Annotated in this window: 23 protein-coding genes; 20 read left to right on the top strand and 3 right to left on the bottom strand. The window is 37.2% G+C overall.

Annotated elements, in window-relative coordinates; genetic code table 11:
• The coding region (locus tag BLR79_RS02855; protein ID WP_143338766.1) for an IS3 family transposase at window positions 1-275 on the top strand (275 nt) is incomplete at its 5' end.
• A gap of 278 nt (window positions 276-553) precedes the next feature.
• Here the strand turns inward: BLR79_RS02855 and BLR79_RS02860 are convergent.
• Window positions 554-2,260: a CAP domain-containing protein gene (locus tag BLR79_RS02860; RefSeq protein ID WP_092084668.1), complete on the bottom strand. Its 1,707-nt coding sequence runs from the start codon at window positions 2,258-2,260 to the stop codon at window positions 554-556.
• 396 nt (window positions 2,261-2,656) lie between these two features.
• On the opposite strand from BLR79_RS02860, the gene BLR79_RS02865 reads away from it, so the two are divergent.
• On the top strand, window positions 2,657-3,394 hold the full coding sequence (locus BLR79_RS02865) for a YebC/PmpR family DNA-binding transcriptional regulator (protein ID WP_092084670.1): 738 nt from the start codon (window positions 2,657-2,659) through the stop codon (window positions 3,392-3,394).
• 51 nt (window positions 3,395-3,445) lie between these two features.
• On the opposite strand, the gene BLR79_RS02870 is transcribed toward BLR79_RS02865, so the two are convergent.
• A complete protein-coding gene (locus tag BLR79_RS02870) occupies window positions 3,446-3,889 on the bottom strand; it encodes a deoxycytidylate deaminase (RefSeq protein ID WP_092084672.1) in 444 nt (147 codons plus the stop codon).
• A 126-nt stretch (window positions 3,890-4,015) separates the two neighbouring features.
• On the opposite strand from BLR79_RS02870, the gene BLR79_RS02875 reads away from it, so the two are divergent.
• From BLR79_RS02875 to BLR79_RS02925, 11 genes are all read left to right on the top strand, one after another.
• On the top strand, window positions 4,016-4,300 hold the full coding sequence (locus BLR79_RS02875; protein WP_092084674.1) for a UPF0223 family protein: 285 nt from the start codon (window positions 4,016-4,018) through the stop codon (window positions 4,298-4,300).
• 21 nt (window positions 4,301-4,321) lie between these two features.
• On the top strand, window positions 4,322-5,095 hold the full coding sequence (locus tag BLR79_RS02880; protein ID WP_092084676.1) for an inositol monophosphatase family protein: 774 nt from the start codon (window positions 4,322-4,324) through the stop codon (window positions 5,093-5,095).
• Window positions 5,096-5,104: 9 nt separating this feature from the next.
• Complete coding sequence (gene typA / locus BLR79_RS02885; protein ID WP_092084678.1) at window positions 5,105-6,937, top strand: translational GTPase TypA; 1,833 nt, start codon at window positions 5,105-5,107, stop codon at window positions 6,935-6,937.
• 68 nt (window positions 6,938-7,005) lie between these two features.
• The gene (locus BLR79_RS02890; protein WP_092084680.1) at window positions 7,006-7,713 is read left to right on the top strand and encodes an MgtC/SapB family protein; all 708 of its coding nucleotides are present in this window, start codon (window positions 7,006-7,008) and stop codon (window positions 7,711-7,713) included.
• Between the two features lie 97 nt (window positions 7,714-7,810).
• Window positions 7,811-8,413, top strand: a complete 603-nt coding sequence (locus BLR79_RS02895; RefSeq protein ID WP_092084682.1) for a superoxide dismutase — start codon at window positions 7,811-7,813, stop codon at window positions 8,411-8,413.
• Between the two features lie 111 nt (window positions 8,414-8,524).
• Window positions 8,525-9,775 carry an FtsW/RodA/SpoVE family cell cycle protein gene (locus BLR79_RS02900; protein ID WP_092084684.1) on the top strand — a complete coding sequence of 417 codons (1,251 nt, stop codon included), beginning with the start codon at window positions 8,525-8,527 and terminating at the stop codon, window positions 9,773-9,775.
• On the top strand, window positions 9,762-10,133 hold the full coding sequence (locus BLR79_RS02905; RefSeq protein WP_092084686.1) for a YlbG family protein: 372 nt from the start codon (window positions 9,762-9,764) through the stop codon (window positions 10,131-10,133). The genes BLR79_RS02900 and BLR79_RS02905 overlap by 14 nt, the downstream gene beginning before the upstream one ends.
• Window position 10,134: 1 nt before the next feature.
• Window positions 10,135-10,698, top strand: coding sequence for a 16S rRNA (guanine(966)-N(2))-methyltransferase RsmD (rsmD, locus tag BLR79_RS02910; protein ID WP_092084688.1), 564 nt, complete (start codon window positions 10,135-10,137; stop codon window positions 10,696-10,698).
• Window positions 10,695-11,186: a pantetheine-phosphate adenylyltransferase gene (gene coaD / locus BLR79_RS02915; protein ID WP_092084690.1), complete on the top strand. Its 492-nt coding sequence runs from the start codon at window positions 10,695-10,697 to the stop codon at window positions 11,184-11,186. The genes rsmD and coaD overlap by 4 nt, the downstream gene beginning before the upstream one ends.
• A gap of 97 nt (window positions 11,187-11,283) precedes the next feature.
• Complete coding sequence (locus BLR79_RS02920) at window positions 11,284-11,964, top strand: helix-hairpin-helix domain-containing protein (RefSeq protein ID WP_092084692.1); 681 nt, start codon at window positions 11,284-11,286, stop codon at window positions 11,962-11,964.
• Between the two features lie 38 nt (window positions 11,965-12,002).
• On the top strand, window positions 12,003-14,324 hold the full coding sequence (locus BLR79_RS02925; RefSeq protein WP_159427574.1) for a ComEC/Rec2 family competence protein: 2,322 nt from the start codon (window positions 12,003-12,005) through the stop codon (window positions 14,322-14,324).
• Between the two features lie 36 nt (window positions 14,325-14,360).
• Here BLR79_RS02925 and BLR79_RS02930 read toward each other — a convergent pair whose 3' ends face one another.
• The gene (locus tag BLR79_RS02930) at window positions 14,361-14,561 is read right to left on the bottom strand and encodes a hypothetical protein (protein ID WP_092084696.1); all 201 of its coding nucleotides are present in this window, start codon (window positions 14,559-14,561) and stop codon (window positions 14,361-14,363) included.
• A 257-nt stretch (window positions 14,562-14,818) separates the two neighbouring features.
• On the opposite strand from BLR79_RS02930, the gene BLR79_RS02935 reads away from it, so the two are divergent.
• From BLR79_RS02935 to BLR79_RS02965, 7 genes are all read left to right on the top strand, one after another.
• Window positions 14,819-15,676, top strand: a complete 858-nt coding sequence (locus BLR79_RS02935) for a bifunctional hydroxymethylpyrimidine kinase/phosphomethylpyrimidine kinase (protein ID WP_092084697.1) — start codon at window positions 14,819-14,821, stop codon at window positions 15,674-15,676.
• 55 nt (window positions 15,677-15,731) lie between these two features.
• Entirely contained in the window at window positions 15,732-16,109 is a 378-nt protein-coding gene (locus BLR79_RS02940) for a hypothetical protein (protein ID WP_092084699.1), read from the top strand.
• A gap of 316 nt (window positions 16,110-16,425) precedes the next feature.
• On the top strand, window positions 16,426-17,226 hold the full coding sequence (locus tag BLR79_RS02945) for an amino acid ABC transporter substrate-binding protein (protein ID WP_092084700.1): 801 nt from the start codon (window positions 16,426-16,428) through the stop codon (window positions 17,224-17,226).
• A gap of 379 nt (window positions 17,227-17,605) precedes the next feature.
• A complete protein-coding gene (locus BLR79_RS02950) occupies window positions 17,606-18,406 on the top strand; it encodes an amino acid ABC transporter substrate-binding protein (protein WP_159427575.1) in 801 nt (266 codons plus the stop codon).
• A gap of 44 nt (window positions 18,407-18,450) precedes the next feature.
• The gene (locus BLR79_RS02955) at window positions 18,451-19,053 is read left to right on the top strand and encodes an amino acid ABC transporter permease (protein WP_092084739.1); all 603 of its coding nucleotides are present in this window, start codon (window positions 18,451-18,453) and stop codon (window positions 19,051-19,053) included.
• A 10-nt stretch (window positions 19,054-19,063) separates the two neighbouring features.
• Window positions 19,064-19,747, top strand: a complete 684-nt coding sequence (locus BLR79_RS02960; RefSeq protein ID WP_092084704.1) for an amino acid ABC transporter ATP-binding protein — start codon at window positions 19,064-19,066, stop codon at window positions 19,745-19,747.
• Between the two features lie 71 nt (window positions 19,748-19,818).
• Window positions 19,819-20,730 (top strand): AEC family transporter, encoded by a 912-nt coding sequence (locus BLR79_RS02965; protein WP_092084706.1) that lies wholly within the window; start codon window positions 19,819-19,821, stop codon window positions 20,728-20,730.
• Window positions 20,731-20,735: the final 5 nt, after the last annotated feature.

Consider the following 20,735-nt stretch of genomic DNA (forward strand, 5'->3'; position numbering starts at 1 on the left):
AGACACTCCTGCATAGTGACCGTGGTTTCCAGTATACGTCTCATGGCTTTAACAGCTTTATCAAAAGGAACCAGATTATTCAAAGTATGTCTCGTGTTGGTAAATGTATCGACAATGGGCCAATGGAAAACTTTTGGGGGATCATCAAAGAAGAGATGTATCACTTGAAGACCTATAAGAGCTTTGAGGAATTGGAGAATGACGTTAAACAATATATTGAATTTTATAATACCCAACGGGTAACCTTGAAAATGGGATTAAAAATCCCCGCATAAAAAAAAGCCATGCATGAGTGATTCATACATGGCACAAATTATTTTGTTTATTTGCCTGTCTACTTGACAGGGAGCAGTTCAAATGACTCAAGTTCTTTTTTTATTTATAATTCATTTTATTTTTCAAATAAAAAGAGAGGCTAGGATTTCAATATAGTTTAGTTCTTGATTCATTCTAAAAAACAGTTATTTCGCGACTTGTGTCACAATCTTTCAAAATATTGAGTGATGTTCATTATTAAACTCCTTGATTGAAGTTAACGAACTCTAGGAGGCGATCATTCCACCGCATCCCAATCAAACTCCTCAATCCAATCGAATGCGTCAAGATCATCGTACGACGGAATCGGTGATTTTGAATCGTCCTCCGTTACCTCCGATATTGGTTCATAGTACTCCTCGGGTGATAATGCCTTCGTATTTGTTTGGTCTGCCGGAATCGGTGTTAATTCCCCTGGAGTAGTATCAATTAACTCTGCACTCATCGTATTAAAGTTCTGTGTCCCCTGAATCTTGTTATTCGCTTCAATACTACCGTCTGGTTTCTGTGAAGTCCCCATAGCAATCCCAAAACCAAAGGATCTATACTCAGGGGTTAACATATGCTCACGGTGTCGTTCTGAACCATACCACTGATTAAAGAACAATTCTGCTAGGTGTTTCTCCGATACTAACTCATATGGGTTACCGTTATAAGCATTCTCAGCAGAGTTCTCCCCTAACTCACTATATCTCCCCCCTAAAGTAGCCATATACTCAAGATCCAATAAATCGTTAATTGAACTAAAATCTGGTCGTGTATGTGCTACGTACCCACTCTTCATCTGACCAATTGGTTTCCCATAGTCACTTACATCTTTGTAAATCCGTAATGAACCGTAATCAGCTAGCTCTTGACTTCGAACCCGTGCCGTTTTCATTAAGTATTGAGATGACTGTAACGGCGTTACCCCATTACTCTCCCGTAAATTATTAACAAGCTTTAGCATTTCCTCTTGTAACAACGCATGGTTAATATATACCGAATTATCCTTATTAAACTCTCTAATGAACTCTGCCTTTACCTGGGGTATTGACTTCTGTAAGTTACCATCCTTTTTCTCAACATAGACATAGTTAATGTACTTATCGTCTTTCGACTTATTGTACTTAACCTCCGCAGATTCCTTCGTAATCTCAGCGAAATCTCCATCAAAATTAGTTTTTACATGTGATACCTTGCCATACCCAGGATAAGTCTCTCCCTTTACCCAACCCTGTGCTACCGGATGCCCTAATCCATTCGTTGGTCGGTTAGTATTTGGCTTTGTATCCTCAGGTTTTGTTTCAGGTTTAGTATCCTCAGGCTTTTCCTCAGGTTTAGTCTCAGGTTTTGTCTCAGGCTGTTCTTCTTGAGGAGCTTCCGGTTTAGATTGAACGTCATCTTTGTCCGATGGTTTATTAGGACGACCAATTGGCTTAATCGAATCTTTACCTTGTTCTTCACGGTTTTGATCGATTTCTTGTTGCCATTTATCAAACAATTCTTTATTGATTTCAGATGGACGTTTTTGTCCAGGTTCATATTCTTGAACCGCACCTTCTTTAATAGAATGTCCTTCTACTTTATTCTCTTTAAAGTCAATGTATTGATCATTTTGTACCAATTCAGTAACACGGTCAATATCTAAGATTAAGATATCGCCAGCATAAATTAAATCAACATCGTGAATATTGTTTGCATCAGCAATATCGTGAACTGTCATATTAGCAGCTTCAGCAATAACACTTAGTGTATCGCCCCAAACAACTGTATAGTATCCTTCTTGTTCAAACTCTTGCTCAAGTCGTTGCCTAACGTCTTCAACCGTGTTAGGCATCCATTCTTCTTGTGCATGTGATACTTGATCGCTGGTAGTAGCACCGACAGATAACGTCGCTAATGTTGCAGCAGCAATCCAACCTACACCACGAATTTTCTTCATGATCTTATTTCCTTGATTCATAGTAATCTCCTTTTCGATTTAAATACTAAAAAAGTTTATTCTGAATCTTTATATATATATAGTGTCAAGGATTATATTAAGAATTTTATAAAAGTCTTTCTAGAGTAGTCAGACATATGTATTGGATAATTATAAAATTAAATTTCTTCTCTTATCATTGAGGAGAAAGGTGAAAAATTAGACTTAACCTTAAAAGGGGATGGGGGATAGGTGATCGAATAAATTCTTATATATTTTAGGAACATTAAAGTGTGGCTGGAGTTAGAGTAGCTAATGAATGAATGGTAACGGTAATTATTTGTGAACCAATCAACTTTTTGAACATTTTTTATAAGTAAGGGACGAATTTATGATATAATAAAGGGGTAATTAACTAATCTAAAGGAGCGATATTGAATGGCAGGACATTCCAAATGGGAGAATATTAAACGACATAAAGCCGTCGTCGATGCAAAAAAAGGCAAAATTTTCCAAAAACACTCTCGTGAAATCTATGTAGCAACGAAAGCAGGCGGTCCGGACCCTGACACCAATGCCGCTCTAAGATTAGCGATTGACCGCGCAAGAGCGCAAAATATGCCTAAAGACAACATCCAGCGTGCCATTGATAAAGGTTCAAGTAGTGGTGACGGGGATAACTTTGATGAAGTAACTTATGAAGGGTATGGTCCAGAAGGGGTTGCGATTTTAGTTCACGCTTTAACAGATAACCGTAACCGTACCGCAACAAACGTTCGTACCGCGATCACCAAGCCAGGTGGAACAATGGGAAGTGCTGGATCAGTATCTTATTTATTTGACCGCCAAGGTTATATCGCCATTGATCGCACTAAAACTGATGCCGATGAAGATACGATGTTAATGGCTGCTTTAGAAGCAGGAGCAGACTCTTTTGAGCCATCTGAAGATGTTTATGAAATTTATACAGAACCGACTGAGTTTACTCACGTTCGCGATGCTTTAAAAGAAGAAGGGTTTGAACTTGCAGTAGCTGAATTAACAATGGTTCCACAAACAAGTGTCCCTGTGGCAGGCGAAGCGAAAGAAATTTTAGAAAAAATTATCGACAACTTAGAAGACGATGACGATGTTCAAGACGTTTACCATAATGCGGAAATGGATGACGCTGAATAAAATAAAACTCCTCTAACCGAGTTTGCCGGCAAAGAGGAGTTTTCTTAATGGTTATTTTTCACCTGTATCGTCATTGGTTAGTTGAATATAAGGAATTTGATGGTCGTCTAATAATTGTAAAGCGTAGTCGTCTACGCGGTAATTATTTTGATAATAAACAGCTGTAATTCCTGCTTGAATCAGTGACTTTGTACAATTTAAACAAGGAAAATGTGTCACGTAAGCTTTGCATCCCTTGACGCTAATCCCTTCTTTTGCACAGTAAAGTAACGCATTCATTTCTGCATGTAATGTCGCAATACAGTGACCGTCACGCATATGGTGTCCGACATCAGTGCAATGGGGTTGTCCTGAAACCGAACCGTTATATCCAGTAGAAACAATCCGGTTATCTTTATTGACTAAAACACAACCGACAAATGCTCGGTCACAAGTGGATCGACTTGCCACCATTTGCGTAATTTCCATAAAATAATCATTCCAACTTTTGCGCATATACCGTCATCCTTTCTGCTTTAAACAAGCATGCCATATTTTCAAATGAATCGCAATCATCAAATGTTTAACTTTCCCATGTAGGTGTATTTTTTGGTATAGTGTAAGTGTAAGGAGTGACGCAACGTGAAGTATAGTTATCCATTGAGTGAAGATTGGTCGACAGAAGAAATGGTTCAAGTGATTGAATGGTTAAACCAAGTAGAAAAGGTCTATGAAAGCCATGCAACATTAGAAGAACTGCAAAATCATTACCGTTTATTTAAACAAATTGTCACCAGTATTATGGAAGAAAAACAAATTGATCGTCAATTTAAGCAATTAAGTGGCTATTCAACTTATCAAGTGGTTAAGACAATGAAATCACTTTTGAAGGAAAAAGCCCCTCTTAATACAATGGTAAGTCTATAAAGGTCATACAAGGAGGATACGATGGACTATCAATTACACCACCGAGTGATCACGTGGATCGAACAAGCAGCTGAAAAACTAAGGCATTCACTGCAAGAAGACCGAGTTGTTGAAGAAAAAGCATCAAGACGAGATGTCGTAACTGATATGGATAAAGGAATTGAAGCTTTTCTTGTCGAACGAATCCAAGCGCATTACCCGGATCACTTTATTTTAGCTGAAGAAGGGACCGGGCATTCGATTGACGATTTGAAAGGTTATGTTTGGATCATTGATCCAATCGATGGCACGATGAACTATGTTCAACAAAAGAACAATTTCGGAACGATGATGGCTCTTTTTAAAGACGGCGAGCCTCTAGCGGGATATATTTATGACATTATGAATCACGATTTTTTCTATGGGATTGTAGGAGACGGGGTTTATCGCAACCATCAACCATGGAACGTTCCAGCAATTACTGGCTTGAGCGATTGTTTGATTTTAGGAAATGTCTTTATGTTTATTCATAATAAATTCAATGAACAAGGGGCATTAGAACAATCTTTAGGCGTAAGAAATTATGGCTCAGCAGCCATCAGCACTTTGTCCGTACTTAAAGGTGAAGCCGGCGCTTATTTGTGTTCGCGTCTTTCACCTTGGGATTTTGCGGCAGGTTGGGCAATTTTTGAAGCAGCTGGCCTTCGTTACAGTCGCTTAAATGGCGAACCGCTTAACTTACTAGAAAAGAGCACTGCTTTATTAGCTCACCCTCAAGTTTACAACGATTTAATGAATACACTTAAAACAGATTAGGAGAATCATATGAAAAAAAGAGAAGATTTAAGAAATATTGCGATTATTGCTCACGTTGACCACGGAAAAACTTCTTTAGTCAACGAATTACTGACCCAATCAGAAACCTTAGATGACCATACCGAACTAAGTGACCGCGCAATGGACAGCCAGGACTTAGAAAAAGAACGTGGGATTACCATTGTCGCTAAAAACACTGCGGTTAATTATAAAGGAAATCGTATTAATATTTTAGATACACCGGGTCACGCGGACTTTGGTGGTGAGGTAGAACGTATTTTAACCATGGTCGATGGGGTTGTGTTAGTCGTCGATGCCTATGAAGGAGCCATGCCACAAACGCGCTTTGTTTTAATGAAGGCGCTAGAACAAGGCTTAACTCCGGTAGTAGTGGTTAACAAAATCGATAAACCAACTATTCGTCCTGAAGAAGTGATTGACGAAGTGATGGAGTTAATTATTGATTTAGGGGGTGAAGAAGAGCAACTGGATTTCCCAGTCGTCTTTACTTCTGCATTAAACGGAACCTCTAGCCAGTCAATGGACCCAGCAGATCAACAACCATCAATGGATGCGGTATTTGATGCGATTTTAGAGCACGTTCCAGCTCCTGTAGATAATAGTGATGAGCCACTTCAATTCCAAGTGTCCATGTTAGACTATAGCGATTATGTTGGTCGAATTGGTATTGGACGTGTCTTTAGAGGAACCATTAAAGTGGGCGATACGGTTTCTGTTTTAAAAGCAGATGGATCAAAGAAAAACTTTAGAGTCACTCGCTTACACGGCTTTTTAGGTTTAGATCAAGTAGAAATTCAAGAAGCCAAAGCAGGAGATTTAATTGCTTTATCAGGAATGGACGATATTTTCGTTGGTGAGACGGTCACTTCAGTAGAACACCCTGAAGCCTTACCGGCTTTACATATTGATGAGCCAACATTACAAATGACGTTCTTAACAAATAATTCACCTTTTGCTGGTCGTGAAGGTAAATTTATTACATCACGTCAAATTCGCGATCGACTCTTCCAAGAGTTACAGACCGATGTTTCTCTTCGTGTAGAAGAAACCGATTCGCCAGACGCCTTTTTAGTATCAGGACGTGGCGAGTTGCATTTATCTATTTTAATTGAAAATATGCGCCGTCAAGGCTATGAATTCCAAGTGTCTCGCCCGAAAGTCATTATGAAAGAAGTCGATGGCGTAATGGAAGAACCATTTGAGCGCGTTCAAATTGATACGCCAGAAGAGTATATGGGAGCGGTTATTGAAGCCTTAGGTCAACGTAAAGCTGAAATGGCCGATATGATCAGTTCAAATGAACAAGTTCGTCTTATTTTTTCAATTCCAGCTCGAGGATTAATTGGGTTTTCAACTGAATTCATGACTTTAACTCATGGTTACGGTATTTTAAACCACACCTTTGATGAATATCGTCCAACAGTGGGTGGCGATATTGGTCGTCGTCGTAATGGAGTTCTTGTCGCTTTAGAAAACGGTCAAGCAACTGCCTATGGCTTATTAAACTTAGAAGACCGTGGAACGATGTTTATCGAACCAGGAACGGAAGTCTATGCCGGAATGATCGTTGGATCCCATAACCGAGACAATGATTTAACCGTTAACGTCACCCGTGCAAAACAATTGACAAATATGCGTTCAGCCAATAAGGATCAAACTTCTGTTTTAAAACGTCCTCGTCTATTAACTTTAGAAGAGTCATTAGAGTTTATTGATGATGATGAGTATTGCGAAGTGACACCAGAAAATATCCGTTTACGTAAACAAATCTTAGATAAAGGAGCTCGTGAAAGAGCTGCTAAGCGAGCGAAAAACGCTTAAATACTTATGGTAAAAGAAATGCGATCTTATTCGTATCTCTTTTGTTTAAATTAAAAAGGAGGCCGTGAATGGTTCATTTAACGTTAAAAGAAATTGGATTGCGTATTTTACTCACCATTTTAATTGGCGGTTCCATTGGATTCGAGCGGCAAAAGAAAAACCGTCCCGCCGGGTTAACCACCCATACTTTAGTTGCTTTAGGAGCAACTGTTCTAGCTTTAATTCAAAACGAAGTCGTCTCTGAAGCATTACATTTCGCGATACAAAACCCCGATTTAGCTCCTAAAGTGACGGTGGACCAAACGCGAATTATTGCGCAAATCGTTAGTGGTGTTGGGTTTTTAGGTGCAGGAACAATTATTGTTACTAATCGAACCGTTCATGGTCTAACGACTGCGGCTTCTTTATGGGCAACGGCCGCTTTAGGTATCGCTATTGGAATGGGGTACTTTCAAGTTGCTTTGGCAGGTTTTGCCGGCGTCATTTTCTCTTTATTAGTGATTAAGAAGTTTATAAAATCTTTCTCGGTTGAAAGCATTGAAATTAAATACTTCCACCGTCAAGATACAAAGGACTTTTTAAATGAATACTTCCAATCTAAAGGAATTAAAGTAGAAGATGTGGAGTTTGAGGTAAGTTCTTCAGGAAAAGAGCGGGTCTATAAAAATGTCTATACATTAAAATTACCTAACGATATGGCTTATAAAGATGTCATTGAGGATATATTGATGAATGATGATGTTATTAATGCTCGAACAATCTCCATGTTTTTCTAGATAAAAAGTACACAAGCATATTATTCGCAAAGCTTTAGAGGTTATTTTACACTAACAGTAGAGTAATAATATAACTATTTTTAAGGAGGCTATTTAAATGACTTTTAAATTACCTGAATTAACTTATGCTTATGATGCGTTAGAGCCAGTGATCGATAAAGAAACGATGGAAATTCACCATTCAAAACATCACCAAGCTTATGTTAATAACTTAAATGCAGCCGTTGAAGGAACAGAATTCGCTGAACTAGATCTTGACGAATTAATGAAACGTATCAATGAAGTTCCAGCAGATATTCAAACAGCTGTTCGCAATAATGGTGGGGGACACTATAACCACTCACTATTTTGGACATTACTAAGAGCACCTCAAGAAGATAACCGTCCTGAAGGCGCATTATTAGACAAAATCGAAGCAGACTTTGGTTCATTTGATGCTTTTAAAGAAGCTTTCGCAAAAGCTGCAGCAACTCGCTTTGGTTCAGGTTGGGCATGGTTAGTTGATAACAACGGTAAATTGGAAGTTGTTTCAACGCCAAACCAAGACAACCCAGCAATGGATGGTTTAAATCCATTATTAGGTTTAGATGTGTGGGAGCACACTTACTACTTAAAATATCAAAACCGTCGTCCAGAGTACATTGATGCATTCTTTAAAGTTGTTAACTGGGATGAAGTAGCTAAACGTTTTAACGCTTAATTTAACCTTCCTTCAAACACTTTTCTTACTTGTTAAGGAAAGTGTTTTTTGTTTTCTGACAGATCCATAGTTAGCATGTTATAATGAGCTTACATATTGAGGGGGGATAGATTGAAAGAGATCTTTCAAACCATCAAACAAAATGCAAAGGAACAAATTTACCAACTAGATCTTATCTTACTTATTTGTATGACTTTGTTAATTACCATTAGTTTTGTGATGGTCTTTAGTGCAACGATGTATTTTCCTGAAGCTCAAGACAACCCATTCTTTTTTGTTACTAAACAATGGGTTGGTGTCATAATGGGAATTATTGGCATGATTGGCATCGTAATAGCACCTTATAAATTGTTCGAACAAAAAGCATTTTATTATAGTTTAAATGGTTTAATGATTGCTGCCTTACTATTTGTGGCTTTAGCTGGAGAGGTTAGAGGTGGAGCTAAAAGTTGGCTAAGTATTGGAAGCTTTTCCTTTCAGCCAAGTGAATTTGCGAAAACTAGTTTAATTTTAACGCTTTCTCACTTTATGTATTCTTATATGCGGCAACCAGCTTTAAAGGAACAGCGGTCACAAGATAAGGATTGGACCCAGTGGCTTCCCGTTATAAAAATAGGAAGTATCTTGTTTTTAAATCTTTTATTAATTATGCTCCAACCCGATGTAGGAATGGTTATCTTAATCGGAGCGACTTTAAGTGTGATGTTAGCGGTAGAGTTTTTCACCGCTAAAACCAATCGTTTACTGACGTTAGGTGGTGTCGTTTTAGCCTTTTTAGGAACTTATTACATTCAAACTAATATTGACTGGCTCGTTCAACATGTCGGATTTAGAGGACAGCGTTTGTTAACCTTTGCGAATCCTTTTTATGATCCACAAGATATGGGCTATCAAGTGATCAATTCCTTTTTAGCGATTAGTGAAGGTGGCTGGTTAGGCGTTGGCTTAGGAAGTAGTTTACTAAAGCAAGGTATTTTACCGGCTGCTCATACCGATTTTATTTTGTCAATTACCGCTGAAGAAATGGGCGTCTTTGGTGCAGGGGTGATTATTTTTCTATGGGGATTGATGATTACTCGTTTATATATTAGTGCCAGTCGAGCAACGAATAATTACCGTAGCAGTGTATTAACAGGAATTGGGACAATGTTTTTAGTTCAGCTGCTGGCGAATGTGGGCGGGTTGCTTGCTTTACTGCCTTTAACCGGTGTGACACTTCCATTAGTCAGTTATGGAGGGTCAAGTATGATCGCAAGTATTATTGCTTTAGGTGTTGCTCAGCGTATGATTATTGAAGATAGAAATGAAGCAGCCATTTATGAACAACTAAAAAAAGAGGAGGAAGAAGATGACTTTATTTAATAAGCAGCCTCGTACAGGGCTTATTGTATGGCTTTATACTTTAAAGCATCAGCGAGATTTAAGAAAGTACGGCTATATTCACTATATGAGTCAACCGTTAAAATATGCTGTTTTATATGTTAATACAGAAGAGGCCGAACAAACCATTCAACGATTAAATAAATTGTTTTATGTCAGACAAGTTGAATACTCTCACCGTGATGATATTGATTTGACCTTTAAAGATGCGATTCCTAACCGCATTGATCCTGATTTAGCTAAAAAGACGAATAACGAAGAAGAAGTGTCGGTCTTTGAAGATATTGCTGCTTCTATTAGTCAAAAACTTCAACAACCAGCTAAAAAGGGGCGGGATTAATATGCGGGTTGTCGGAGGAGAATATAAAAGTAGACGGCTTAAAGCAGTTCCAGGAACGAATACTCGTCCAACTAGCGATAAAGTAAAAGAGAGTTTATTTAATATGATTGGCCCGTATTTCTCTCAAGGGTCTTGGTTAGATTTTTACGGTGGCAGTGGCGGTGTTGCGATTGAAGCCGTGTCTAGAGGAATGGAACAGGCAGTGATTATTGAAAAATATCGTCCGGCCATTCGAACAATTTATCAAAATATCGACATAACTAAAGAGCCTCAAAAATTTACGGTTCTAAAAGGGGATAATAAAAAAGCGTTATTAAAGTGGCAAAAGGAAAACAAATTGTCTTTTAACTATCTTTTTTTAGATCCACCTTATGCTAAGCAAAATGTTTTAGAAGATATTCAATGGCTCGAAGAGCATCACTTTTTAGCCGATCAGTGTATCATTATTTGCGAACTCGCCAGTCAAGATCAATTAGTAGATGAATGGCTTACTTTTCATAAAATAAATGAAAAGAAATATGGAGACACGACTCTACATATTTATGAAAGAGGTGAGGTGTTATGACAAAGCGTATTGGTATCTTCCCGGGAAGTTTTGACCCCATCACGTATGGTCATTTAGATTTAATTGAACGAAGTACTCAATTATTTGATGAAGTGATCGTTTTAGTGGCGATGAATACATCGAAAAGTCATTTGTTTTCCCCTCAAGAGCGCATTCAATTAGTGAAACAAGCCGTTTCAAAATTCGACAAAGTTCGGGTTGAACAATTGAGGGATGAATTAGTCGCTGAATATTACCAAGAAGTTCAAGCCGTCGCCTTGATTCGTGGCTTACGCAATACGATTGATTTTGAATATGAATACAATATCCATTCTTTAAACCAAGGGCAATATCAAGATTTAGAAACAGTTTTACTATATGCAAAAGAGCCCTATCGTGCGATCAGTTCGAGTATGATTAAAGAAATTGCTCAGTTTAATGGAGATGTTTCTTCCTATGTGCCGATGGAAGTAGAACGAGCCATGAAAGATAAATGGAATAATCAATAACAGTCTTTAAATAAAATAAAGGCTGTTTTTTATTTTTAAAAATGGATTTGCTCCTTTTTTACTAACTTATAAGTAGGTGGAAAAGGAGGTTCATTGTATGAATACATGGATTGAAAAAATAAAAGAATCAATCGATTCACGAAGTAGTTTATATGGTTTAGTCATTATAGGAGCGATCTTATCAATCGGGTTATACCGATGGTTTGTACCACCAAGTACTCCTTTTGATCAAGAAATAATGGCGGTTGCTGAAATAGAAGAAAGTATCAGTGAAGAAAGCCAAGTCCTAGAAGAAGAGAGATCTGAAATAGAAGAAGTTACTGTTGAAATTAAAGGAAGCGTGATTAATCCAGGCGTTTACACGTTACCTGCTAATAGTCGTGTGGTTGATTTAGTGGACCAAGCGGGAGGATTTACAAACGACGCGTATATGGATTCTTTAAATCAAGCTCAAAAGTTAGAAGATCAAATGATGATTTATGTCTATAATGAATCAACTTACCAGTCTCTAGCAGACCAAGGAGAGTTAAGCAATGAAGAAGTGTTTGATCCTTTAAATAATAACAAGGAAACTGAATCAGGCTTGGTCAATATTAACACGGATCAACTGCAAGAATTACTCTCATTACCTGGCATTGGTCCTAAAAAGGCGGAAGCGATCCAATCTTACCGCCAAGAACATGGTGACTTTAAAGCGATTGAAGAATTGATGGAAGTAAGTGGGATTGGTCCGAAAACCTTTGACAGTTTAAAAGATCTCATTACGGTAGGGCATTAATGAAGGTAAATAACATACAGTCAATATTTCAACCTCTCATGTACCATTGGACATTTTTATTTATTTGGTTGAGTTGGGCATTGTATCAATGGTTTCATCTTAGTGGGGTAGGTTTAATTATATTACTCACTTTGACCGTTAGATTGTGGACGCTCCCCATACCTTTTCGCAAGGGATGGATTATATTAATCAGTATCTTTTTGTTACTTGTAGGAGTGGATACTTACCGCGAAAAGCAAATTCCTTCGGTGCTCCCTAGTAACATTGAGGGAGTGTTACGAACAGACCCTTTTGATTTAGTGGTTGACGAAACGGATATTAAAGGAGTGGGGTTGCTTTATTTACCCAAAGAAAAGCCTCTAAAGGTTCGGTTTTATATGACCTTAGATCAAAAGGAACCGTGGTTAGAAGATATACACTATGTCCGTGTTACAGGAGAAATAACTCGTCCCAATAAAGCGCGCAACTTTTATGTGTTTGATTATCGAAACTATTTAAAAACTCAACGTATTTATTGGCAATTGGATGTCGAGGAACAGTCCTTTGTTTCATTTAACGGCTCCACCAAAGATCATTGGGATCGCTTAAAAGTACGTCTATTGCGTCCGTTACTTCAAGTAGAAGATAATTTATGGCTTGGTTGGATGAAAAAATTATTATTTAATATGAATTCAACTTACTACACGCAATTTCAAGAAGATTTAAGTTATTTAGGAATTGTTCATTTTTTTGCGATTTCGGGGTTTCATATTCAATACTTTTCCAAATATGTGCGCTATCTTCTATTGCGAATGGGAGTAGAGATTAGACGGGCGGAGCAATTAATGGTCTTTATTTTCGTTATTTATGGCTGGCTCATTGGTTGGCCCATTGGTGCAATGCGAGCTATTGGTGGACTTATCGTTAATACGTTCTTTTCATCTAAAATAATACCTTTAAGCAAAAAGGACCGTTTAGGATTAGTAGGTATTGGATCATTAATGTTAAATATTCGCATGGTTTCTTCCCTTGGCTTTTTACTTAGTTTTTTAATGACCTATTTAATTTTATTTTACCAGCAGCAACTAAATAAACGAATCAAGCCAACCCCTAGTTGGTTAAGTACCATTGAGATGACGGCCATGTGCTTATTTTTTTCTTGGCCTATTTTGTTACATCACTATTTTGAATGGCATCCTTACCAATTAATTTTAATTATACTTATCGCCTATATTTTTGAATGGGTATGGATGCCTTTAATGGTCATAACGTGTATGAGTTATTACATTTTACCAATGAACGTACTCCAGTGGACAACCCTTATGAGCCATAACTTAAATTATTATTGGGTTTTATCTTTAGATTGGTTAAGAATGTACTTTAAGCCACTTATTATTGGCCGTCAAGGGTTACTTTATTATGTAGGCTTGTTTTTAATCGCAGGAATATGGCTCTATCTTCTTCAATATTCTCGCAAAAAAGCCTATCGTTTTTATTTGCCTTGTTTATGTCTATGGATTTTTGTCCTTCCTCATATAAGATGGAGTAGTCAATTAACTGTATTAGATGTGGGGCAAGGAGATGCATTGTTATATCAACCTGCTTGGAGTAAAGAACATTGGTTAATCGATACTGGAGGACGTTTAAACTGGAAGGCTTTAAACGAAGGTGGAGAGAATGAACCTAAAATCTCTTTAACCCATCAACAAAAAGTTTTAGTTCCTGCCTTGAAAGCTTTAGGGGCTCATCGTTTAACAGGCGTCGTCGTAACTCACGCCGATATTGATCATATGGGGAATTTATATCAGTTAGACCGTCATCTCCCCATTGAGCGAGTTTTTTACAGTCAACATGCCAGTCAAGATGACTTTTTTAATCAAGTGCTCAAAACACTAGACCCTAAGACGCAGTTAATTACTTTAAATAACAGCGATCAGTTGTCTACCTCTTCTTTTTCGTTATTTCAATTGGAATACGGAGGAAACTATATGCAGATGGAAGATAATGACACGAGCTTACTGGCTTACTTTCAAATGGGGCCTTATGGCTTTTTAAATATGGGCGATTTATCGTCAGATTACGAAAGATTTTTGATAGAGCAATATCCTCATTTAAACGTAACTGGATTAAAACTCGGTCACCACGGTAGCCAAACAAGTACGAGTGAAGCTTTCTTGAAACATTACCAACCTTTAGCCGCTTATATTTCAGCGGGCGTAAATAACCGCTATAACCACCCTCATCAAGAAGTTTTAACAAAATTACACCATGAAAAGATCCCTTATTGGAGCACAATAGAACATGGGGCGATCCGGTGGCGCTATTCATGGATAGGCGGGTTAAAGATAGATTATGCTTTAGACGAGACTTCAACTAATTAAAAAATCCCTAGCGCATATATGCTAGGGTGGGCTTAGCTACTTTTGTTCAGAATTCTTTTTATGAAAATAGTTAGTTAAAGTGATTGCGTGAGAAAAGCGCATATTTTCAATGTTAGACTCTCCCGTTTGGAATCTAGAAATGGTTGATTGAGAAATTCCTGTATCTTTAGCAATGCGATAACCCGTTTCAGATTTTAGTAATTCTTTTACAGCATCCATGTCAGCTATTTGTTTCATTTTAATCATCCTTACTGTTAAAGCTGTGTGTAAAATGTATCTTGAAATACAAAAAAAAGAGAACCTTACTCTGAAGTTACGCAAATAAAACAGAAATAAAAGGCTCCTTATGAGTCAAATTGTATCAAACTTACTAAGGATTTTAAAGTCTAATTAAGTATTCTAGACTTTGTCTAACCTTGAATTTACGCTATGTGCATACAATTGCAAATGAATTTGTTATAATAAGTTCAATCATTTACATTAGAGGTGAGACGATGGATTCAAATAAAATACTAGTCGTCAATGATATTCCAGGTTTTGGTAAAGTAGCAGGAAACGTTAATATTCCTGTCTTAACCAGTATGGGGTACCAAGTGGCGATATTAACTACGCTACTATTATCTGAAAACGTCAGCGCGCCAGGAGACGTTTATTTTCATCCGATTGGTGATTATTTCCAAAATACTATTCAACATTGGCGATCAACAGACATTACTTTTCAAGGAGTGATGACTGGCTTTTTTAATGATCAGCAACAAATTGAAGATTTAAGAGAGTATTATCATTTCTTAAACCGAAATGAAAAACATATCCCTCTCATAGTCGATCCTATTATGGCAGATCACGGAAAGTTCTACCCCGGTTTTGATGAGGAGTTTGCGATGAGTATGTATCGATTAATTGAACATGCAACCCTCGTTACTCCTAACTTAACTGAAGCATGCTTTTTAGCTGAAACGCCTTATTCAGATTATAAGACAAAAGAAGAATTGGCTGATATTGCCGATAAGATTTTACAGTCTGGAGTGGAATACGTTTTAATTACCGGTATTCAATTTGAGGGATCCCCGGATAAGATTGGTTTTTATTTAGCTAGCCGCAACGACCATCAACTTATTTTTCACCGTTATTATCCTTATGCCATTATGGGAACAGGTGACTTTGCGGTGAGTTATATTACCGGGCACTACTTAGCTCATCAAAAGATGAACCAAGCGGTAGAACAATGTAGTCATTATTTAGAAGTTATAATGGAAGAAACATTTAAAGATGAGTCGAACATACCAAAAGATCGCGTCATTGCTCTTCGCTTTGAGCCTTTGTTACACACTTTATTCAAAAGTATCCATTAAAGGTTTTCTTTACACCTAAAGACAGCAAGAAGTTTACGATGGTGAGGAGGAAATTATGCACTCGTTCATTTTACATACGATTGAATTAGCAACAGGCCAAGATAATTTTTTAGGCCAATTTTCATTGACACTTTATTTGAAAGTTCCGATCGATCGTATTGCTACAGATATCCGAACAGGCTATCCATCGCTTATGCAACGCGATCGGATCATTATTGATCATTTCTTTTTGAATCATTTATCCGACTATGAAAGAAACTATCCTTTAAAAGAACCGCGACGTATTTTATCCTATATGGACGATTGGTTAGAAACTTTATGGAGTAGCTTACCAAAGCTGTTAGACCAACTTTCCCAAGTGGAAATTGATAGTGTGAGTATCGAAAGTTTTACCGATTATCCGTACCTTCCGGCGAATATAATTAAAAAATAATTAGGTTATTTGACAATTTTTTTGTATTTATTTTATGATATTATCATAATAGAAATGTATTTCTTAGGACGAAGAGATAGTCTCCCTTATGACAGAGAATCTACAGTAGCTGGAAAGTAGAGCATAAGGCGCTATGAAGACACACCCTATGTAATGAAATACCGGATGATCCGTTATCCTAAAGTTTTAACTTGTTAAAACTTACTAAGGCATTAGTTGTAAGATTAATGCGAATGAAGGTGGCACCACGTCGTAAGCGTCCTTTAGTCAGTCATGACTAAAGGGCGTTTTTTGTTTACAGAAAGGAAGGAAACTCATGAAGGAAGTTTTGAAGAAAGTATGGATTGTGTTAGCGGTTAGTTGTATTGTTTTAATGAACGCGATGGAAGTAAGCGCCAAGGAGTTGATTATTGGCTTTGATGATACCTTTGCTCCCTTTGGCTTTAAAACTGACTTATTAGATAACTATGAAGGAGACGAGGAATTTACAGGACTTGATGTTGAATTAGCTAGAGAAGTGTTTTCAAGGATGAAAGTGGATTATCGTTTTCAAACCATTGATTGGGCGATGAAAGAGACTGAACTAGAAACAGGACAAATTGATGCGATTTGGAATGGGTACGCCATTACTCCAGAACGAGAAGAAAAGTTAGCCCTTTCCATTCCTTATATGAGCAGTAAACAAATGATTGTTGTAAAAGCAGATAGTGATATTCAAACAAAAGAGGATTTAGATGGAAAAGTGATCGCCACTCAAGCAGAATCATCCTCTTACGATGCTTTAATGCAAGATGATACGCTACCTAATATAATTGACGGTGGTGCACCGGTAACTTATAGTACCTTTATGGAAGTCTTTAGTGATTTAGACACAAACCGTGCCGATGGCATTGTTGTAGCAAATACAATGATTCTATATTATTTAGCTCAAACAGGTAAAACTAAAGAATATCGTCTTTTAGATGAAGATCTTGCTAGAGAAGATGTTGCGGTTGGTTTTAGAAAAGATGAACAAGAATTTGTCGATGAGTTCAATAAAACTCTTCAAGAAGTATTAGACGACGGGACCTTTGATAAAATTTACGAAAAATGGTTTGGCGTTCAAAATAATGATTAAAACTACTAAGTTTAATACAGAAACAAATAAAATACTTTAATTGATCGTTTATTATTAAATAATCATGAGAAACCCTTGACAAATGATCGACAGTGTTTTATGATATTATCATAATGATAAATGCATTTCTTAGGACAAAGAGATAGTCCCCCCTTATGACAGAGAATCTACGGTAGCTGGAAAGTAGAGCATAAGGCGCTATGAAGACACACCCTATGTAACGAAATGCCGGATGATCCGTTACCTCAAAGTTTTAACTTGTTAAAACTTACTAAGGCATTAGTCGTAAGACTAATGTGAATAAAGGTGGAACCACGTTGTAAGCGTCCTTTAGTCATATGACTAGAGGGCGTTTTTATTTATGGAAAGGAAGAGCAAAATGAAACAAGTAGTAAAGAAATTATGGATGGTTTTAATGGTTGGTTTATTAATTTTAGTCAATGGAGTCACGGTCAGTGCCAAAGAGTTAATTATTGGCTTTGACGATACCTTTGCTCCTTTTGGGTTTAGAGCTGAATTATTTGATGGTGTGGAAAGTGACGATGAATTTACTGGTTTAGATGTTGAATTAGCAAAAGAAATTTTTACACGTATGGATATTGATTATCGCTTCCAACCCATTGATTGGGCGATGAAAGAAACTGAATTAGAAACAGGACAAATTGATGCGATTTGGAATGGTTATTCCGTAACACCTGAACGCGAGGAAAAATTAGCTCTATCGATTCCTTACATGAAGAATAGACAAGCCATTATCGTGAAAAAAGATAGTGACATTCAAACAAAAGACGATTTAGTCGGCAAAGTAGTCGCCACACAAGCTGAATCATCTTCTTATGAAGCATTAATGAAAGATGATACTTTAATCAATGAAATTGATGGCGGTGCACCCGTAACTTACAGTACTTTCGTTGAAGTATTTAGCGACTTAGACACAGGCCGTGCCGATGCGATTGTTATTGATGATACAATGGGTCTATACTACTTATCTCAAACAGGTAAAAGCCAAGAGTACCGTTTATTAGATGACGACTTTGGTGTCGAAGATTTTGCGGTTGGCTTTAGAAAAGATGAACAAGAGTTTGTCGATGAATTTAACAAAACATTACAAGAAGTACTAGATGATGGCACTTTTGATAAAATTTATGAAAAATGGTTCGGTGCTAAAGAAGCTAACTAAGGAGGGTACGATAATTGATAGATATTGCGCAACTAGCTCCATTAATGAGAGGGTTAAAGTTAACCCTTGAAGTGTTTACTTATACACTCATCGCGAGTATTCCTTTAGGATTATTATTTGCTTTTATTCAACAAAAGTCACCTAAAATAATACGAGTTCTTATTCAAGGCTATGTGTATTTATTTAGAGGAACGCCTTTATTGTTACAAATGATGTTTGTTTTCTTTGGATTACCTTTTATTGGTATCGTCTTAGACCGTTTTCCGGCTGCCATTGTAACAATGATTGCTAACTATGCAGCTTACTTTATTGAAATATTTCGTGGTGGTTTAAACTCAATCCCTGAAGGTCAATATGAATCTTTAAAAGTATTATCTGTTAAACCGCTTGTGGGGATTCGTCGAGTTATTTTACCTCAACTTTGGCAAATTGTTATGCCGTCTGTTGGAAACGAAGTCATTAGTTTAATTAAAGACACGGCTTTAGTGTACGTTTTAGGTTTAGAAGAATTACTTAAAGTCGGACGGGCTATGTCGAATAGTCAAGCAAGCTTAATTCCCTTTGTATATGTTGGCGTGATTTATTTAATCATTACAGGAATCACTACTTTAGTGCTTCGACGAATCGAACATTATTTATATCGCTAGGAGGCAACAGATGAGTTTAAATGTACAACAACTTTCTAAACGATTTGGTCGTACCTCTGTTATCGAACAATTTGATTTAACCATTGAACCTGGGGAAATTGTTATTTTACTAGGAGAATCGGGAAGTGGAAAAACGACGCTTTTAAGACTGTTAAATGGACTCGAAACGGCTGATGAAGGATCAATTTCTATTAATGAAACTTATTTAATTAAAGACGGGGTAGCCACACCAAAAAACGAGCAACAGTCTTATCAACTATCCGTTGGGATGGTTTTTCAAGATTACCAACTATTTCCTAACCTCACAGTAAAAGACAACTTACTTTTAGCACCTTTATCCCATAAGGCAGATACAAAAGATAAGTTAGTTAAAAGAGCCCATCAACTATTAGATCAAATGGGCGTAGCGGATAAAATGGACCAAAAACCTAACACATTATCCGGAGGCCAAAAACAAAGAGTAGCGATTGCACGAGCAATGATGATGAATCCGCGCTTAATGTGCTTTGATGAACCTACTTCAGCTTTAGATGCGCAATCTGTCGAACAAGTCGCAGCGATTATTCGCCGTCTAGCTAAAGAACAGATGATGATTTTAGTGATAACCCACGATGTTCAATTGGTCGATGCCTTACAACAAAGCGCTCGTGTTATTCAAGCAAGCGAATTAAAACAAGCCACTAGAACGATCTAATGGCTTGTTTTTTCTTTGGTTTAAATGGGATGTGCTATACTAGAAAAAGAATTAAATGAGGAGGTTATGTTGTGATCGACATACTTATACATACGAGTCAATTTGTTGTCACACTCTTTATGGGCTATTTTTGTAAGCAAATAGGTCTACTCACCCAAGATGACGGGAAAGTCTTATCAACGATCATTTTAAATTTAACGTTACCAGCTGTTTTAATTGCTGGTTTAAACGGGGCATCTCTAACTCAGACTATTTTTCATATGATCTTATTTGGTCTAGGAGCGAACTTATTGTCTGTATTAATTGGTCAATGGATTTATCGTAAAGAAAATGCGACAAATCAAGCCTTTATGATGCTTGCGCAAGGAGGGTATAATATTGGAAACTTTGTAATTCCATTTATTCAAAGCTTTTTACCTCCGGCAGTACCATTATTAGTCGGATTTGATATTGGAAATGCGTTAATGATGTTTGGAGGTCGTCCTCTAATGGTCGATTATGCGATTCAGCATGACGATCATCAATTTTCTATAAAAGCAGTCGCCCGTAAGCTATTGACGTCACCTGCTTTCGTTGTTTATTTATTTATGTTGCCTTTAATGGGACTGGGTTGGCAACTTCCTGAAGGGATTATGAAGAGTGTTAATATGTTTGCCAGCGCAAATTCTTTCTTAGCGATGTTTATGTTAGGACTCTTTTTAAACTTTGATTTTCCAAAAGCGAGTTTAGCAAATATTCAACATATTTTATCTGTCAAATATTTAACCGGTTTTATTTTTGCAGGGATTGCTTATTTCTTATTACCTTTAAATGAAACAATTAAATTAACGTTGGTCATTTTAGCGATCTCTCCTGTAGCGACTGCTTCGACCATTCAAATGTTGGACTATGAAGTGTCTCCTGCAGCAGCATCATTTTTATCATCGGTTTCGATTTTAATATCTCTTGTGTTGATCACTTTAACACTCATGGTATTAGGTTAAAAAGG

The organism is Dolosicoccus paucivorans, from assembly GCF_900100125.1.
GTDB lineage: Bacteria > Bacillota > Bacilli > Lactobacillales > Aerococcaceae > Dolosicoccus > Dolosicoccus paucivorans.

Coding starts and splice junctions, on each gene's coding strand:
- BLR79_RS02860 (WP_092084668.1), bottom strand. CDS start 2,260: ATGAATCAAGGAAATAAGATCATGAAGAAAATTCGTGGTGTAGGTTGG.
- BLR79_RS02865 (WP_092084670.1), top strand. CDS start 2,657: ATGGCAGGACATTCCAAATGGGAGAATATTAAACGACATAAAGCCGTC.
- BLR79_RS02870 (WP_092084672.1), bottom strand. CDS start 3,889: ATGCGCAAAAGTTGGAATGATTATTTTATGGAAATTACGCAAATGGTG.
- BLR79_RS02880 (WP_092084676.1), top strand. CDS start 4,322: ATGGACTATCAATTACACCACCGAGTGATCACGTGGATCGAACAAGCA.
- typA (WP_092084678.1), top strand. CDS start 5,105: ATGAAAAAAAGAGAAGATTTAAGAAATATTGCGATTATTGCTCACGTT.
- BLR79_RS02890 (WP_092084680.1), top strand. CDS start 7,006: ATGGTTCATTTAACGTTAAAAGAAATTGGATTGCGTATTTTACTCACC.
- BLR79_RS02895 (WP_092084682.1), top strand. CDS start 7,811: ATGACTTTTAAATTACCTGAATTAACTTATGCTTATGATGCGTTAGAG.
- BLR79_RS02905 (WP_092084686.1), top strand. CDS start 9,762: ATGACTTTATTTAATAAGCAGCCTCGTACAGGGCTTATTGTATGGCTT.
- rsmD (WP_092084688.1), top strand. CDS start 10,135: ATGCGGGTTGTCGGAGGAGAATATAAAAGTAGACGGCTTAAAGCAGTT.
- coaD (WP_092084690.1), top strand. CDS start 10,695: ATGACAAAGCGTATTGGTATCTTCCCGGGAAGTTTTGACCCCATCACG.
- BLR79_RS02920 (WP_092084692.1), top strand. CDS start 11,284: ATGAATACATGGATTGAAAAAATAAAAGAATCAATCGATTCACGAAGT.
- BLR79_RS02925 (WP_159427574.1), top strand. CDS start 12,003: ATGTACCATTGGACATTTTTATTTATTTGGTTGAGTTGGGCATTGTAT.
- BLR79_RS02930 (WP_092084696.1), bottom strand. CDS start 14,561: ATGAAACAAATAGCTGACATGGATGCTGTAAAAGAATTACTAAAATCT.
- BLR79_RS02935 (WP_092084697.1), top strand. CDS start 14,819: ATGGATTCAAATAAAATACTAGTCGTCAATGATATTCCAGGTTTTGGT.
- BLR79_RS02940 (WP_092084699.1), top strand. CDS start 15,732: ATGCACTCGTTCATTTTACATACGATTGAATTAGCAACAGGCCAAGAT.
- BLR79_RS02945 (WP_092084700.1), top strand. CDS start 16,426: ATGAAGGAAGTTTTGAAGAAAGTATGGATTGTGTTAGCGGTTAGTTGT.
- BLR79_RS02950 (WP_159427575.1), top strand. CDS start 17,606: ATGAAACAAGTAGTAAAGAAATTATGGATGGTTTTAATGGTTGGTTTA.
- BLR79_RS02955 (WP_092084739.1), top strand. CDS start 18,451: ATGAGAGGGTTAAAGTTAACCCTTGAAGTGTTTACTTATACACTCATC.
- BLR79_RS02960 (WP_092084704.1), top strand. CDS start 19,064: ATGAGTTTAAATGTACAACAACTTTCTAAACGATTTGGTCGTACCTCT.